We start from the raw sequence: 14,035 nt of genomic DNA, 5'->3' as shown, positions 1-14,035 counted from the left end.
CTATCATTACATTAGATTCTATTATACGAGCATTTACCGAATTTCCAAACTGTCTCCTCAAAATTAATGATTATATACCCAAAAAAGAGGCCGCCGTCAGCAACCTCTTTCGCATAAGTATTGGCCAAAATATCAGTCTTTTAGTGCACTGCATTCATCTCGGATAACCGTGTAGCCTTCACGACATAAGCGGCCAGACCTGGGATCATCCGGGCCAGACCAGGATAGAATTTATTGGTTTTGGCAAAAGCCAGCTTCTGAATTCTTCTTGCCCGCCTGAGCAATTGGGTGAATTCGCGGCTTGCTTCCAGCGTGTAATTACTCTGCCAATCGGCATGTTCAATGTCGCCTTGCAGGTACTTGTCAGTCCACCTTGCACACAGGAGTGAGGAGCGAAGAGCAATGGACATTCCGTCTCCACATAAGGGCGGTATCATCAGCATCGCATCACCAATGTGCGGATACTCAGACCATGGCTCAGGTATATTGGACAGATGCAGCGGAGCAATCGACACTTGCGTTCCGTCTACAGGCTTTCCTTCGGCTAAACGGGCTGCCAAGCTTACATTCGTCTGAGATGCAGCCTGCAAAAAATCGATAACGGACTTGCCACTTCCCTGTACGGTATCCAGTGTCAACAATGCGGCGACATTCACATTGCCATCCTCAATCGGGGAAATCCCCACATAGCCACCCTCACAAAAATATAACTCTACCCGTGCGGGAATCTCAATTCCGCTGAAGTGGGACTTAACGCCAACATATACGGTTTGGTCCCGCAGATCTGGGTCGGAAGCCATCCCGCGCGGCTTTTTGGTACCATGTGCTCCGATGACGGCTTTGGCTCTGTAACTGATCCGCTCATCTCCCTGTTTCACCTGAACCTCATAACTGGCATCCTCAAGCTGCTCGATGCTCGTTATGGTCGCTTTGGTAATAATCTGGGCTCCGGCCGCCAGAGCCTTCTGATGCAAAATCTGGTCCAGCTCATATCGACTTATGCCATATGCGAATCCCGGTAGCGGTGCTTCGATCACTCCGCCTTGTGGCATAACGATTTTGGCATGATCCATGGTGCTAGGTTTCTTCGTCTGGTCCAGAAGGTGAATGTCCAGATATTCCAGCATCTCCTTGGTTTCGGGTGACATGAACTCACCGCAGGTTTTGTGCCGAGGGAACTCCTGGCGATCCAGCAAAAGGGTCCGATGACCTTTTCCTGCGAGTTGCATTGCACACGTACTACCGGCAATTCCGGCTCCGATAACAATCACATCTATCGATCTCGACACGTAAGATCACCTGCCTTTCGTAGGAATAACAACAGAGTAACGGAATAAAGGCTTCCATTCATAGGTCATCGTATCATGATTTAGCCGTTGTTTAAGTTCCCGCCAATCCCTGCCTGTAAAGCCTTTGGCAACGGAGAGCGGCCCATCATGACGAATGTACCGATTGCGCGAGATCATTCGTGTAGTAATCCAGACCGCCTTATAGGATACGGGATGGCGGTGAATATCATTAATGACGACACCGTGCCTGGATGCTCGCAGCATATGAGAAACCATATCAACCAGCTGATCTCCGTCAAAATGATGCACAAACTGGGAGCCTGTCACGATATCTGCTGAAGCATCCGGCAGTTGGGTAAGATCGGCACGCTGTACCCGGACTCGGGGTTCGTCACGGAATAGTTGTCTCGCTTCCTCACACGCCTCTTCCGTCAGATCAACCAATGTAATCTCAAGATGAACGCCCTGACGATCCGCCCATTGCAGTAGTTTCTGGTTCACATCCCCTGAACCTGCCCCCACATCCAGAAGAGTCAGCTTATCTGGCCTCCCGACAGAGTTCCATAGCTTCTCTACACCAGCCAAAGTTGGGCCAGGTGCTGCGAATATTTTGTTAAGACGTCTGAGATGTCTAAGTGCTTCACGCAGCTCCTCTCCTCCCAGAGAGAAGTCATCCATCAGTTCATCTTCCTTGGCACGAATGGACAATGTTCTAAAGAAGGACATGATCTTGCTCCTCCATTACTGAAGATAATGAGGGTACATAAGTGAATTTCATCAGCTCCGCGGTGAGTCCCGGTCCAAATGCCATGGCTACACCATCTGTGGAGGATTGAACCTGTGCCTTCATGTCCTCACGCATCGCATTCAGTACAAACAGGATCGTGTTGGAAGATACGTTGCCAAACATTCTGAGGATATCCCTACTGTACTTCGTTTGTTCGTCTCTCAGCTTCATTAGATTCTGCACAGAGTCCACAATCCCGCGTCCTCCCGGATGAATGGCCCACAGTTCTGGAAGCTGTTCACTTTGCAATAAGAGACGCAGCTCCTCTTGAAGATGAACACCCAGCAGCTTTGGAATACGCGGTGATAGATACAGGTCATACCCCAGATTCCCCACCTCCCAGGTCATATCTTCAGTCGAATCCGGAAGAAGCACAGAATAACCCGTTCCTAGACTCAAAACATTCTTGTGCTGAGGTTCTGGTGTGCCTACTATACAAGAAGAAGCGGCGTCTCCGAAGAATGAAGCCGCAAACAGCGCTTCCCGATCTTGCACCGGCTGAAAATGAATTGTGCACAACTCTACACAGACAACAAGGACCTGTGATCCCGGAGCACCCTGCACAACATCTCGTGCCATCTGAATGGCTTTCAACCCTGCATCACACCCCTGAAAGATCAGCGGCAGTCGATTAACACGGGCAGACAAACCCAAATGACGGATGAGCATAACATCAAGACCCGGCAGATATTGACCGGTGCAGCTGACCGTGATGATATGCGTGATGCTCTTTGGAGATACGCCTGAATCCTTCAGGGCTTGCTCTGCCGCCTCAATCCCAAGCGGAAGCGCCTCTCGCTTGTATGTATTCATTCGTTCTTCAGTTGTCGGGACGTCTGATTGCTCACCAGAGGGCAGATAACGGCATTCTTCCAGTGAACCCAGATAGCTCGGTTCGACGGTATATCGAGTTTCAACCCCACAGGACTTGAATATGCGCCTGGAAAAACGGGCCAAATCTGGCCGATCCTGAAGAGAAGAAGCGATCAGCTCTGCAATATCTGACTGCGCTACGGAGTGAGCAGGTAGAGCCGTTCCCATGCCAAGAATCGCGATATCGGATGGACTGTTATATTGATTCATAATATACCTCCTGGTATTGGTCATTATTCCCTCTAATTAACAACTCTTACCCTTAACGATATCGTTATAATCTCAAGAAGGCTCCTAATCTAGTTTATTAACACATCCGCAAGCTCAGAAGCTTGGTTTCATCAACGGATTGAACCAACTTACCAGATAAGCCAAAAAAAGCCGCCATTAGGCGACTTCATGATAATATCTTAGGTAACTTCTTAAATAACTTCCTATAAGTGCTGTTAGATAACTTCTTACGTCATTCTGATCCAGGTTATTTGAAAAATACTTCTCTAATCTTGTCACTCATCCGATACCAGGCATCCTCTGCCATCTTGATATCTCCAAAATGCGTAAATCCATGAGCAGCTCCCTCATACTCCTTAAGTGTCACCTTCACACCGTTCGCTTCAAGCCTTGCTGCATAAGTTCTTGCTTCTTGAGCAAGTGAATCTTTTTCCGCGGTAATGATCAAAGCTTCCGGGAGTTCCTGTAATGATTTTGCGAGCACAGGTGAAGCTAACGGGTCATGTGCATCTTCTGGCGTTTCAAGGTACATGGCGTTGAACGTTCTGGCGATATCGGCTGGAATAGCTTCTTCAAAACTCGGTTTCTCGGCCGGATCTGTAGCCACATCCAATACGGCATAATCCATAACTTGCAGAACAATCGGCAGCTCGCTTCCACTTTGCTGATTCAACAAGCACACTGCTGCAGCAAGATTACCACCTGCACTATGTCCTCCAATGGCGAAGAGAGACGTATTAACCGAGAAGGGTACCGGATTGGCGTGGACCCACTGTACAACGTCGTAGCATTCATGCACAGCGGTTGGGAATTTATGCTCTGGTGCAAGACTGTAATCGATATTCATGACCACACAATCAGCACGATCAGCGATCAGGCGACACCATGGGTCATCCATCTCTGCTTGTCCGAAGATGAACCCACCCCCATGCATATTGAAGAAGACCGGCAGAGGCGCGGAATGATCCCTATCCGGTGTATACACGAGTACACGCGTATCACCTTTAATCGTAGGAATCATGACTTCTTTTACTGTGACAGCATACGTGGAACTGGGTTGAAGCGCTGCACCTGTACCGACGACATTTTGACGCATACGTTGTACCATTGCCAGTTGTTGTTGTTGATCCATAGATATCACTCCTTATTATGATTACCAATGAGTTCCTGCAACCTCAGACTTGAATGATTAATTCTGCTAATGAATTCGTAGATAACATCGATGTTATTTTCCTGCTCTTGTGTCGTTGCCAGTACACCTTCCGTTGCGACTGCATGTTCTTGCGAAATATCGGAAATATGATCCACTTGCGTTCGCACTTGAGTAAAGATAAGGCTCATCTGATCCGTCATGTCCAATTCCTTAGCTATGTATTGATCAACATGCTCGAACGTGGACCTGATGTGGTCGAAGCTCTCAAGTACCTGTCCAGTGATCGCTTCTCCTTCTTTTACAGCAGCATTACCGATGGTGGCCTTCTCCACCACGAGCTGAGTCTTTCCTTTGATATTATGAATGATCTCATTAATTTGTTTGACCGTATCGGAGCTTTCCTGTGCAAGCTTCTTGACTTCGTGGGCTACGACGGCAAAGCCAGCTCCGGCTTCCCCTGCTCTCGATGCTTCAATGTTGGCATTCAATGCCAGAAGATGGGTCTGATCCGAGATCTGGTTAATAGCCGACAGGAAGGCATTCACATCATCCATGCTTTGGTTCAATTCCTGGACTGTCATCATCGAATCTGTTACCGCTCCGTTAATCATGTTCATCTGCTTGCCCATTTGCACAATTCGATCCGAGCTTTGACGAACAACGTGTCCGTTATCTGACGAGATTTGGGCAAGGCGATGTGACATCTGATTGATCTCCACCATCTGTGCATCTGCCGTGTTCATCATTTCACTGATATGTGTAATGCTGCCCGATTGATCACGAATGCCCTCGGTCACTTCCTGAATGTTCGATGTTACAGCGTCGCTCATCTGCTTCAGATTACGGATATCATCATTACAACTCGCAATATCGGTATTTAACGTAGATGTGTTCTCTCGAATCACCTTCACCATATTATCGAGTGCCTTTACAAGATCTCTGGCTTCTGCTTCTTTGTCGAGGGCGACCTGAATCAAGTCTCGTCCCCGTTTACATACAAAATACAGAGCTACAATGGTCAGTTCAATGAACCCGATGGTCATAAAAAAGGTCGTATCGTATTGCTGATGGTCCGCGTAATAAATCACGATATAAGCAATGTTATACATGGCACCGAATCCATACAAGAGAACCCGGTTCAGATAAAGTGAGATAACGCAGAGCACAACCACGATGAGCATACCTGCTCCTGGAGATTGAATATATTGAGTGGTTGTAGTCAGGATCGCGATCATCAGCACAACCATGGTTATGATCGTTTTTTTCTTACGATACATCAAAAATGTTGCAATGGAAAGCTCAACGAACAGCGAGAATACGACTGCGAGTTCAACCTGTTTACTTCCGATGAAGAAGCAAAATGCGACCAGTGTCAGCCATAGAATCGCGGCAATGATTTTGTTTACTTGGGCCGTGTTGTTTCTAAAAAAGCTGTTGTCCATGATTTGCATGGTATTTCCCCCTCAACGACTTGTGAACTGTTCTGCGATGATTTTGGTCATGATCAAAATGATATTGAGCAGGAGTACATAACACCATTCCATGGTAATCCCTCCTCATTCATCTCACTGTTCCTTTGTTGCACCCGCCTGCTCAACGCTCGAACCTCTCTTCTTGTGGAACATCATCCAGACTCCCATCAGACAAAATAAAACGCTGCACCCCATGCCAAACAAGCTACTGGTTTTTAATGCAAGAGGTGAGCCCTGCATGGTAAGCAGTGTCGCTTGGGTCACGACGATGGACACCATGGCATCCGTAAAGTTAATCATTTTCAATGTAGATATGATCGGGTTATGGAGTTGACGGTTAGCCCAAGTTCCATACACGGCAAAAGCCAGTTTGGTAAAAGCAACTGTAGCTACGATATACACAATAATGCCACTATAGATAAAGGCATCGCCGATCAGATACATTCGCAGACAGACTATTGAATAGGACACACCCAGGAAACAAAGGAATAGACCTCCGCGCTTATAGACCGTAAGCTCCAATGTATATCTTTCTTGTGGAGACTCCATTCCTTTGGCAACTTTATATTGTTGAAGCACCTGTCCTTTGGCTACACACAGAATCAGATAATATACAGCATTCGTAATGAACCATCCGGAAAGCAGATATATCCCCAGGATTAACTTACCTATTCCGATCAAAGCATTGATAACAAGGGATGCAACGTTGATCATGGCCGTTCGATCTTGCTTATTTCCAAGGTAACGGTCCCACATGGGCTTCAAGTATGTCTTCATTTTCATAGGATATTCATTCTACTTGGCGAGCAGACCATTAGCCTTTTCACATACCTCATAGATTTCGTCATATTTCTTATCCATGTATGGTGTTACCTTATCGGATTTTTTGTTGCGAAGCCAACAATAGCTGAAATACGGGATAATCCAGCCTGCGAAACCAGGGATCGCCAGAGTGATGGTAAGAGGTAGCATGTTAGCCTGATACGCAAACACCGAACCTGCCATGCATGCTGTACCGAGAATACCGATGATATAAGCAACGGCAGAAGCCACTATCATTTTGGAACACTCCAGAGCCTGAATCTCTGTAACACAGGATTCGAATTGTCGTTGCAGGCGGGTCAACTCTGCTTTGTTGCGAATCTTGCGATCCCGCTTGAACTTCATCGTGACGGAACCCACATTCTGAAATGTCGTTGAAGTGGCTTCCAGAATCCAGCCGAAGTGAGCATATCCGTCCGTATACAATAATACAGCATCTTGCTTAACTATAACGTCTTTATACTCATAGCCGACGAAGCTACGTTCAGTTCTGATCATCTCACTCATGTTTGGCATCACTCCCTCAATTGTTTTCCTTATATCCCTCATTGGATGTTCCTATCGTACCGACCAAATGTTTGTAAGTTGCTTATGAAATGTTTACGAAATATGAATAAAAGCCTGAATTCGATGGTTTCGAATCCAGGCTTAGCTATTCAAGCTCACGTAACTAGGCTATATGTTATTCCCCACTTTTAGCTTAACGGTAAAGGTTGTGCCCTTCTGGGGTTCACTCTCCACCGAAATAGCACCCCCTACCAACTCGATGACACGCAAGGAAAGAGCGAGGCCAAGGCCATTCCCCTCTCCATGATGGGATGGGTCTCCTTGAAAGAATTTATCGAAGATATGTTTCATCGTTTCTTCATTCATACCACAGCCTGTGTCCGATACCCTGACTGTAATGGAGTCTTCATCCGACGTCTGCTTGAGGGTGATCTTTCCTCCGGGAGATGTGAATTTGAGCGCATTGGAGAAGAGGTTATGCCATACGATCTCCATCATGCTCTCTTCCGCATGAATGACGGCACGATCTTCGATATCCACCATGAATTCAATCTCTTTTTCTTCCCATGTCTGTTCAAAATATAAAGCACATTCAGCAAGCTGCCTGCACAGGTCATAATGTTCCGCAACAGGGATAATCTCCTGATTCTCCAATTTGTTCAGCTTCAGGATATTAACGACCAGGGTTGCCAATTTGTTCGTGGAAGAAATGATGGTGTCAGTGTACTCTTTTCGGAGTTCTGGACGTATATCATCCTGCTGCAACGCCATGGCATACCCGTGGATGACCGATAACGGTGTTTTAATCTCGTGGGATACATTGGAGATGAAATCATTTTTCAACGTTTCAATACTGTTGAGCTCCTCTACCATTTTATTAAAATCCTCGAACATCACATCCACGTAGTTCTGCTTATCCGCTCGGTGAATCGGTTCCAGATACACGGAGAAATCACCTTCCGCTACCTGCTTCGCAGCCTCACTCAGTTTGCGCATCGGCTTATCGAAGGCATTATACTTCTGCCTTGCCGTTACCAGACAGAAAATAAGACTGACGATGACCCAGTATCCAGAGATACCGAAAATGTAGGGCCATGGGACATAACCCACGGGCAGATAGGCGTTATAGATGAGCGCTTGTCCTGCGGTTAACGTTGACAACAAGAGATACGTACCGAGAAACTCTTTCCATGATAGGAGTGGCTTTTTAATTCTTACGTCCGGGATCTGTGTCTTGGTCATTGCAATACGGCCTTATAGCCAAGTCCATGAACCGTCACGATTTTAAAATCCTCACACACGGAGAACTTGTCCCGAAGTTTCACAATGTATACGTCCACTGCACGCAGGCTGGTCTGACTGTCTATACCCCAGAACTCGTCCATCAGCTGTGCGCGGGAGAAGGTGTGCTTTGGATAGGAAAGCAATTTGTAGAGGATATTGAATTCCCGCACCGTTACGGAAATTTCCGCACCGTTCACCGTTGTTGTCATATCATTTGCATCCATCAACAGACTTCCTACACTCAGTTTCTTCTCATGGGCAATATTGGCCCGTCGCAACAGTGCACCTACACGCAGGACCAACTCATCCAGATCCACGGGTTTGACCATATAATCATCGATCCCTGCCTGATACCCCTTTTGTTTCGAGGAAATATCGTCACGTGCCGTGACAAAAAGAATGGGAATGGTTTTATTAATCTGTCTCACCGTCTCGGCAAACTCAAATCCGTCGATCTCTGGCATCATAACGTCGGAAATCAGAAGATCGTACATGTCGTTATACATCAAATCATACGCCTCTCGCGGATTAAAGCATCCGATAGCATGATATCCGTTATTGGTTAGATATGTACAGATAATACGATTAAGTTTAATATCGTCCTCTACCACAAGTATTTTGATCATATCATCATCCTTTCGAGCAACATGTCCTCATTATAATGTCCAGATGTTAAAAAAATGTTTAAAACGTCTATCTTCATTTGCTAAATTAATATCTCATAAACAATATTCAAACAACACGCAAACATCGCTGCATCATGATAAACGTACTCAGTCGCTCAAGCAGTGAATGATAATCAGTCATAAGGAGTGAATCATGATGAAAGCAGCTATTTATTATGGGAAAAATGATATTCGTGTGGAGGAAAAACCAATGCCAGTTGTTGGTCCAACCGATGTTCTGGTACGGAACCTGCGCGGTGGAATCTGTGGAACCGATATTAATATTGTTAAAGCGGGTCAAGGGGATATGGGCATCAGCCTGGGCTCTGAATTTGGACATGAGATGGTTGGTGAGGTTGTTGAGATCGGCTCTGACGTTTCTTCAGAGATTCACATCGGGATGCGTGTAGGCATTAATCCCATTACCGCCAAAAAAGTTGGACGGCGCAAATCGCTGGAATGCTCTGGATTCTCCCAGTACGTGCTGGTGGAAGAAGCCAAGCTTGATTATAACTTATATAAAATAGATCCAAGTGTTCCGGCAGAAGTAGCCTCATTGATTGAACCTATGAGTGTAGGAAGACACGGAGCTTTCAGTGCAGATCCGAAGCCTGAGGATCGGATTGTCGTCATGGGCGCAGGTCCGATTGGCCTGTTGGCTGCTGCAAGTCTGATTGCTGAGGGCATGAAACAGGTATGTGTTGTCGATATCGATGAATGGCGTCTCGCCAAAGCTGCAGGGCTCGGTGCTCTGACCGTGAATACCTCGGCTACTACACTCGAAGAGGGACTGGCTGCACACTACGGTACCGTTAATGTATACGGCGTTGAGGTGCCCAATGTCGATGTATTTATCGATGCGGCTGGTGCTCCGGTGTTGTTCGAGAAGATCATGAAGATTGTGAAACCCCAGGCCAGAATATCCATTATTGCCGTGTACAAAACCGAGGTGCCTATTAGCCTGCAACAGGTGATGTCCAAAGAAGTGCAAGTGAAAGGTTCCAGTGGATACACGCACGAGGATTTCAGTAAGGTTGTGGAACATCTGACCCACTTCCATCATGAATTGTCTACTCTTGTCACACAGGTATATAAACTGGATGATATCCAGGAAGCCTTTAATACAGCGATTCAGGCCAAAGGAACGGTTAAAGTGGTTGTGGATTTAACTTAATACCTCACGAATCCAGAAGCATTTTATCTGATCTCAGATTGAAATTGAATGATAAAAGCCACTGGAAGGTGGCTTTTTGTCATTCATCTTTACTTACCTTTTCTTCGAAACTGATCCATAATCGTAAGCTCAATACTTTTTTTATTTGCACGCTGCTATACCTTGTTCCAGAATCCCCATCGCCGTAATCGTCTAGTGATCTGATGAGGTGACGAATAACGTCAGTTACAAGAAATGCCTCACGATTCGGCCAGAGATTCCCGAACCCTTTTTGGAAGGGATTTAACAACCATATCATAAGAGTGATCGATCATGACGTAGACATCTTCATCTGACAAGGAACCATCCAGCGTAATGGTATTCCAGTGTTTTTTGTTCATATGATATCCCGGTTGAACGGCTTCATGCTGCTCTCTCAGGTTCTCTGCAATAATGGGATCACATTTTAAGTTCAAGCGACAGTTCTTTTCTTTGTTTTCAAAAATAAGAGCGAACATCTTACCCGCAACCTTAATCGCGACTGGATCAGGCCCAAATGGATAATCCTTGGTCGCACCTTTCTTCTTCAAACTGTATTCAATCATCGTATCCTTCAAGTCAGTACCTCCCTTTCACCAGTGACGATATAATGATACCGAATGTAAGTTCGTATGTAAATAAACTCTCTGCACATAATAAAACCTCCTCCATATCAAATATCAATGGAGAAGGTTTTATCTTGCATTTTCAAGAACTTAATTGGCTCTATCGTTCCTTGTTTTGCTGCTGCGGCTGAATGAGCCATGATTTGATTTACTGCTACTGCTGTTTGATCTACTGCTATTGGGTCTACCGTCGTTTGAACGACTACTGTTTGATTTACCACTCTTGGCAAACCATTCGGATTTGGGCTTGCGTGCCGGGTTCGCTTTGGACTTCGCCGGTTTGCCTGCAGCCGATTTGTTGAACGAAGGTTTACTGCCTGATGCTTTGCTGGTTTTATCAAACACAGGTACACCTGTCATCGGATATGGATGACCCTTCACTTCAGGAATAGTCTTCTTGATCACTTTCTCGATATCCTTCAGGAATGGAAGTTCATCCTTCTCACAGAATGAGATGGCCATCCCGCTTTTCCCTGCTCGACCTGTACGACCAATACGGTGAACGTAGGTTTCCGGGATATTAGGCAAGTTGAAGTTAATAACATGGGTCAGTTCCTCCACATCAATTCCTCGTGCTGCAATATCCGTCGCAACCAATACACGTGTTGCCCCACTCTTGAAGTTGTTCAATGCACGTTGTCGCTCGTTCTGAGACTTGTTGCCATGAATGGCCTGTGCTGTAACATTCACTTTGGCCAAATCACGTGTAACCCGGTCAGCGCCGCGCTTCGTGCGTGTGAACACCAATGCCGTGACGATGGATTTATCCTCTAAAATCTGGTTCAACATATGTTGCTTCTTGCCATTCTCCAGCAAATATATAGACTGCTCAATGCGGTCTACTGTTGAAGATACCGGTGTGATTTCTACTTTGACTGGATCAACCAGCAAGGTTTTAACCATTTTGGTGATTTCAGGAGGCATGGTAGCTGAGAAGAACAGTGTCTGCTTTTTGTTCGGCATCTTGGCAATGATTCTTTTCACATCATGAATGAAGCCCATGTCCAACATCCGGTCTGCTTCATCCAGAACGAGAATCTCAACCATCTTCAGATCTATACGTTTCTGGTTGATCAGATCGTTCAATCTGCCAGGTGTTGCAATAATAATATCAGCACCTTGATTCAGCGCCCGCTCTTGCACTTTTTGCGAAACACCGCCAACAATAGCTGTACAACGAATGTCCGTATACCGGCTATATATCTTGATGTTATCCGCGATCTGGATAGCCAGTTCTCGTGTTGGTGTCAGAATTAATGAGCGAATATGTCGTGCGGACTTGGGTCCTTTGGATCTTTCGCTTAATAATTGAATGATCGGCACCGAGAATGCTGCCGTCTTGCCTGTTCCTGTCTGTGCACATCCCAGCAGATCTCTGCCAGCTAATACAGCTGGAATGGCCTGTTCCTGTATAGGCGTAGGATTAGTATAGTTTGCTTTGCTTAACCCTTCCATAATAGAGGGGATAATATTCAATTCCTTAAATGTCATGTTGTCTCCTTCATTTACGCACATCTATCAATAAGACGCATCTTTTATTTCACACGTAACGTATAAGGATAACATTAAAAACGTAATCTGTACATTATCTTTTTAATTTCACTTGTTTAACTCACCAATTTGAGACCGACTGCCGATCCGAGCACCATGGCGATAAATAGAATTCTCAGGGCATTTCGAGGTTCTCCGTAAAACACCATACCCAGAATAGCACCGCCGGAGGCTCCGATTCCCGTCCACACGGCATATGCTGTCCCCATCGGAAGAGTTTCCATCGCAAGGGACAGGAACATAAAGCTCAATCCAAACCCGGCTACCAATAGAACCAGTGAAAAGAGATTACGGTCTTTGTGCAACTTGTTTATCATAAGCACTCCGATCATCTCAAATATACCTGCCAAGATAAGAAATACCCAGTTCATTATAGCTGCACCTCCTTATTCTTCTCTTTACTTAACATTTTAAGACCAATTACGCCGAGTAAAAGGACACCAATGAGTATCATTTTTCCGGTTTGGACAGGTGCATTAAACAAAACAATCTCTGCAAGTACCGTGCCAGCGGTACCAAGGCCAACGAATACTGCGTACACGGTTCCCACCGGCAGGGTACGCGAAGCTGCAATCATTAAGCTGAAACTGATCATAATCGCAACCAGTGTAAGCCCCCATTCCAGCAGACCACTCGCATGTTTCAATCCAATGACCCAACCCACTTCAAACAACGCAGCAATCACAACCGACATCCACGTTTTATTCATTCCTGTAACACCCTTTCTCTAATTCAAAAATAAAAAAAGCCCGGGAAACAAACTGCATGTCGCAGTTCATCTCCCAGGCTTTTATCCCTCCGTGGCACAACCAACAGGTTGCGGGTTTTCTCTCGGACCAGACCGACACATCCGTCGCGGAACCCTAGAAAACCTGTTTTATTCTAATGTGTCTCCAATTATACACACTTCTACCATCTTGGCAACCTTGATAATATGTTCATGCCATTTATTTGATAATGACGCCCATTAATCCTACAAATGTTGCGGCTTGATGTGGTGAGATCACACAACCATTGAGGTCTTCCATGGTCAGCACCAAAGAGTCAAATTGGCAATCGCTAAGATCCAAATCCTTCATTTTGGTCCCCGTCATGGAAGCTTGGTCGATGTTACATTGACTGAACTCCATTTTTTGCAGTGCCAGATAGGCAAAGTCCGCACCAATCAAGGTACATTCGGAGAAAGAGACCTGTTTGAGATGGGCAAAACGGAAATTGCTGTAGTCTCCTACGCCATGAAGGAAGCTGACATTTTGCAATCGGCTATTGGACAAATCAGTTCCGACAAACTTGCAGTTATGCCATTCGATCCGGTGCATGAATGCACTTGAGAGATTGACATTGGAGAAGTCGCAGTGTTCAAACCGAACATCTGTGAATTCAAATTGCTCCAGAGTAGACTCCGACATCGTCACATGTCTAAAAACAACATTTTCAAAGGAAACCTTGCTCGCTTCCTGGTGATCCAGTGTAATGTTCTCAATCAATTTGTGTTTGTACTCGACTTTGGATTCGAGAAATGCAATGGTTTCTTGTTCGAGTAACTGCTCCTGAATCTTGGGTTTGTCCATTTTCATCCCGTA

Annotated in this window: 15 protein-coding genes and 1 riboswitch; of the genes, 1 reads left to right on the top strand and 14 read right to left on the bottom strand. The window is 45.6% G+C overall.

Translation table 11 applies throughout. The annotated features are described in order from the left end of the window. Nucleotides 1-140: 140 nt before the first annotated feature. The 9 genes from AC1S8V_RS14020 to AC1S8V_RS13980 all read right to left on the bottom strand — a co-directional run bounded on the left by AC1S8V_RS14020 (nt 141) and on the right by AC1S8V_RS13980 (nt 9,044). The gene (locus AC1S8V_RS14020) at nt 141-1,289 is read right to left on the bottom strand and encodes an NAD(P)/FAD-dependent oxidoreductase (protein WP_482074101.1); all 1,149 of its coding nucleotides are present in this window, start codon (nt 1,287-1,289) and stop codon (nt 141-143) included. A 6-nt stretch (nt 1,290-1,295) separates the two neighbouring features. Beyond that, complete coding sequence (locus AC1S8V_RS14015; protein ID WP_482074100.1) at nt 1,296-2,015, bottom strand: methyltransferase domain-containing protein; 720 nt, start codon at nt 2,013-2,015, stop codon at nt 1,296-1,298. Next, nucleotides 2,002-3,159 carry a type III polyketide synthase gene (locus tag AC1S8V_RS14010; RefSeq protein ID WP_482074099.1) on the bottom strand — a complete coding sequence of 386 codons (1,158 nt, stop codon included), beginning with the start codon at nt 3,157-3,159 and terminating at the stop codon, nt 2,002-2,004. The genes AC1S8V_RS14015 and AC1S8V_RS14010 overlap by 14 nt, the downstream gene beginning before the upstream one ends. Before the next feature lie 268 nt (nt 3,160-3,427). Then, on the bottom strand, nt 3,428-4,312 hold the full coding sequence (locus AC1S8V_RS14005; protein ID WP_482074098.1) for an alpha/beta hydrolase: 885 nt from the start codon (nt 4,310-4,312) through the stop codon (nt 3,428-3,430). A gap of 5 nt (nt 4,313-4,317) precedes the next feature. Next, nucleotides 4,318-5,784 (bottom strand): methyl-accepting chemotaxis protein, encoded by a 1,467-nt coding sequence (locus AC1S8V_RS14000; protein ID WP_482074097.1) that lies wholly within the window; start codon nt 5,782-5,784, stop codon nt 4,318-4,320. 114 nt (nt 5,785-5,898) lie between these two features. After that, nucleotides 5,899-6,588 (bottom strand): hypothetical protein, encoded by a 690-nt coding sequence (locus AC1S8V_RS13995; protein WP_482074096.1) that lies wholly within the window; start codon nt 6,586-6,588, stop codon nt 5,899-5,901. 12 nt (nt 6,589-6,600) lie between these two features. After that, nucleotides 6,601-7,134, bottom strand: coding sequence for a hypothetical protein (locus AC1S8V_RS13990; protein WP_482074095.1), 534 nt, complete (start codon nt 7,132-7,134; stop codon nt 6,601-6,603). A 168-nt stretch (nt 7,135-7,302) separates the two neighbouring features. Next, nucleotides 7,303-8,376 (bottom strand): HAMP domain-containing sensor histidine kinase, encoded by a 1,074-nt coding sequence (locus AC1S8V_RS13985; protein WP_482074094.1) that lies wholly within the window; start codon nt 8,374-8,376, stop codon nt 7,303-7,305. Continuing rightward, nucleotides 8,373-9,044 carry a response regulator transcription factor gene (locus AC1S8V_RS13980; protein ID WP_482074093.1) on the bottom strand — a complete coding sequence of 224 codons (672 nt, stop codon included), beginning with the start codon at nt 9,042-9,044 and terminating at the stop codon, nt 8,373-8,375. Before AC1S8V_RS13980 ends, AC1S8V_RS13985 begins: the two co-directional genes overlap by 4 nt. A gap of 193 nt (nt 9,045-9,237) precedes the next feature. Between AC1S8V_RS13980 and AC1S8V_RS13975 the strand changes: the two genes are divergently transcribed. Beyond that, complete coding sequence (locus tag AC1S8V_RS13975) at nt 9,238-10,257, top strand: zinc-dependent alcohol dehydrogenase (protein ID WP_482074092.1); 1,020 nt, start codon at nt 9,238-9,240, stop codon at nt 10,255-10,257. A gap of 239 nt (nt 10,258-10,496) precedes the next feature. Here AC1S8V_RS13975 and AC1S8V_RS13970 read toward each other — a convergent pair whose 3' ends face one another. From AC1S8V_RS13970 to AC1S8V_RS13950, 5 genes are all read right to left on the bottom strand, one after another. After that, nucleotides 10,497-10,853, bottom strand: coding sequence for an MmcQ/YjbR family DNA-binding protein (locus AC1S8V_RS13970; RefSeq protein WP_482074091.1), 357 nt, complete (start codon nt 10,851-10,853; stop codon nt 10,497-10,499). A 138-nt stretch (nt 10,854-10,991) separates the two neighbouring features. Then, nucleotides 10,992-12,392, bottom strand: a complete 1,401-nt coding sequence (locus AC1S8V_RS13965) for a DEAD/DEAH box helicase (RefSeq protein WP_482074090.1) — start codon at nt 12,390-12,392, stop codon at nt 10,992-10,994. Nucleotides 12,393-12,508: 116 nt separating this feature from the next. Next, a complete protein-coding gene (locus tag AC1S8V_RS13960; protein ID WP_482074089.1) occupies nt 12,509-12,823 on the bottom strand; it encodes a DMT family transporter in 315 nt (104 codons plus the stop codon). Further along, nucleotides 12,823-13,161 carry a DMT family transporter gene (locus AC1S8V_RS13955; RefSeq protein ID WP_482074088.1) on the bottom strand — a complete coding sequence of 113 codons (339 nt, stop codon included), beginning with the start codon at nt 13,159-13,161 and terminating at the stop codon, nt 12,823-12,825. Before AC1S8V_RS13955 ends, AC1S8V_RS13960 begins: the two co-directional genes overlap by 1 nt. 68 nt (nt 13,162-13,229) lie before the next feature. Then, nucleotides 13,230-13,330: riboswitch (guanidine-I (ykkC/yxkD leader) on the bottom strand. 69 nt (nt 13,331-13,399) lie between these two features. Then, nucleotides 13,400-14,029 (bottom strand): pentapeptide repeat-containing protein, encoded by a 630-nt coding sequence (locus AC1S8V_RS13950; protein WP_482074087.1) that lies wholly within the window; start codon nt 14,027-14,029, stop codon nt 13,400-13,402. Between the last annotated feature and the right edge of the window lie 6 nt (nt 14,030-14,035).

Source organism: Paenibacillus sp. B46(2026) (assembly GCF_056786355.1).
This window is presented reverse-complemented; position numbering and strand designations above follow the sequence as displayed.

What these genes read in the sequence shown, in the direction of transcription:
- AC1S8V_RS14015 (WP_482074100.1), bottom strand. Translation starts at nt 2,015, where the DNA reads ATGTCCTTCTTTAGAACATTGTCCATTCGTGCCAAGGAAGATGAACTG.
- AC1S8V_RS14010 (WP_482074099.1), bottom strand. Translation starts at nt 3,159, where the DNA reads ATGAATCAATATAACAGTCCATCCGATATCGCGATTCTTGGCATGGGA.
- AC1S8V_RS14005 (WP_482074098.1), bottom strand. Translation starts at nt 4,312, where the DNA reads ATGGATCAACAACAACAACTGGCAATGGTACAACGTATGCGTCAAAAT.
- AC1S8V_RS14000 (WP_482074097.1), bottom strand. Translation starts at nt 5,784, where the DNA reads ATGCAAATCATGGACAACAGCTTTTTTAGAAACAACACGGCCCAAGTA.
- AC1S8V_RS13995 (WP_482074096.1), bottom strand. Translation starts at nt 6,588, where the DNA reads ATGAAAATGAAGACATACTTGAAGCCCATGTGGGACCGTTACCTTGGA.
- AC1S8V_RS13990 (WP_482074095.1), bottom strand. Translation starts at nt 7,134, where the DNA reads ATGAGTGAGATGATCAGAACTGAACGTAGCTTCGTCGGCTATGAGTAT.
- AC1S8V_RS13985 (WP_482074094.1), bottom strand. Translation starts at nt 8,376, where the DNA reads ATGACCAAGACACAGATCCCGGACGTAAGAATTAAAAAGCCACTCCTA.
- AC1S8V_RS13980 (WP_482074093.1), bottom strand. Translation starts at nt 9,044, where the DNA reads ATGATCAAAATACTTGTGGTAGAGGACGATATTAAACTTAATCGTATT.
- AC1S8V_RS13975 (WP_482074092.1), top strand. Translation starts at nt 9,238, where the DNA reads ATGATGAAAGCAGCTATTTATTATGGGAAAAATGATATTCGTGTGGAG.
- AC1S8V_RS13965 (WP_482074090.1), bottom strand. Translation starts at nt 12,392, where the DNA reads ATGACATTTAAGGAATTGAATATTATCCCCTCTATTATGGAAGGGTTA.
- AC1S8V_RS13960 (WP_482074089.1), bottom strand. Translation starts at nt 12,823, where the DNA reads ATGAACTGGGTATTTCTTATCTTGGCAGGTATATTTGAGATGATCGGA.
- AC1S8V_RS13955 (WP_482074088.1), bottom strand. Translation starts at nt 13,161, where the DNA reads ATGAATAAAACGTGGATGTCGGTTGTGATTGCTGCGTTGTTTGAAGTG.
- AC1S8V_RS13950 (WP_482074087.1), bottom strand. Translation starts at nt 14,029, where the DNA reads ATGAAAATGGACAAACCCAAGATTCAGGAGCAGTTACTCGAACAAGAA.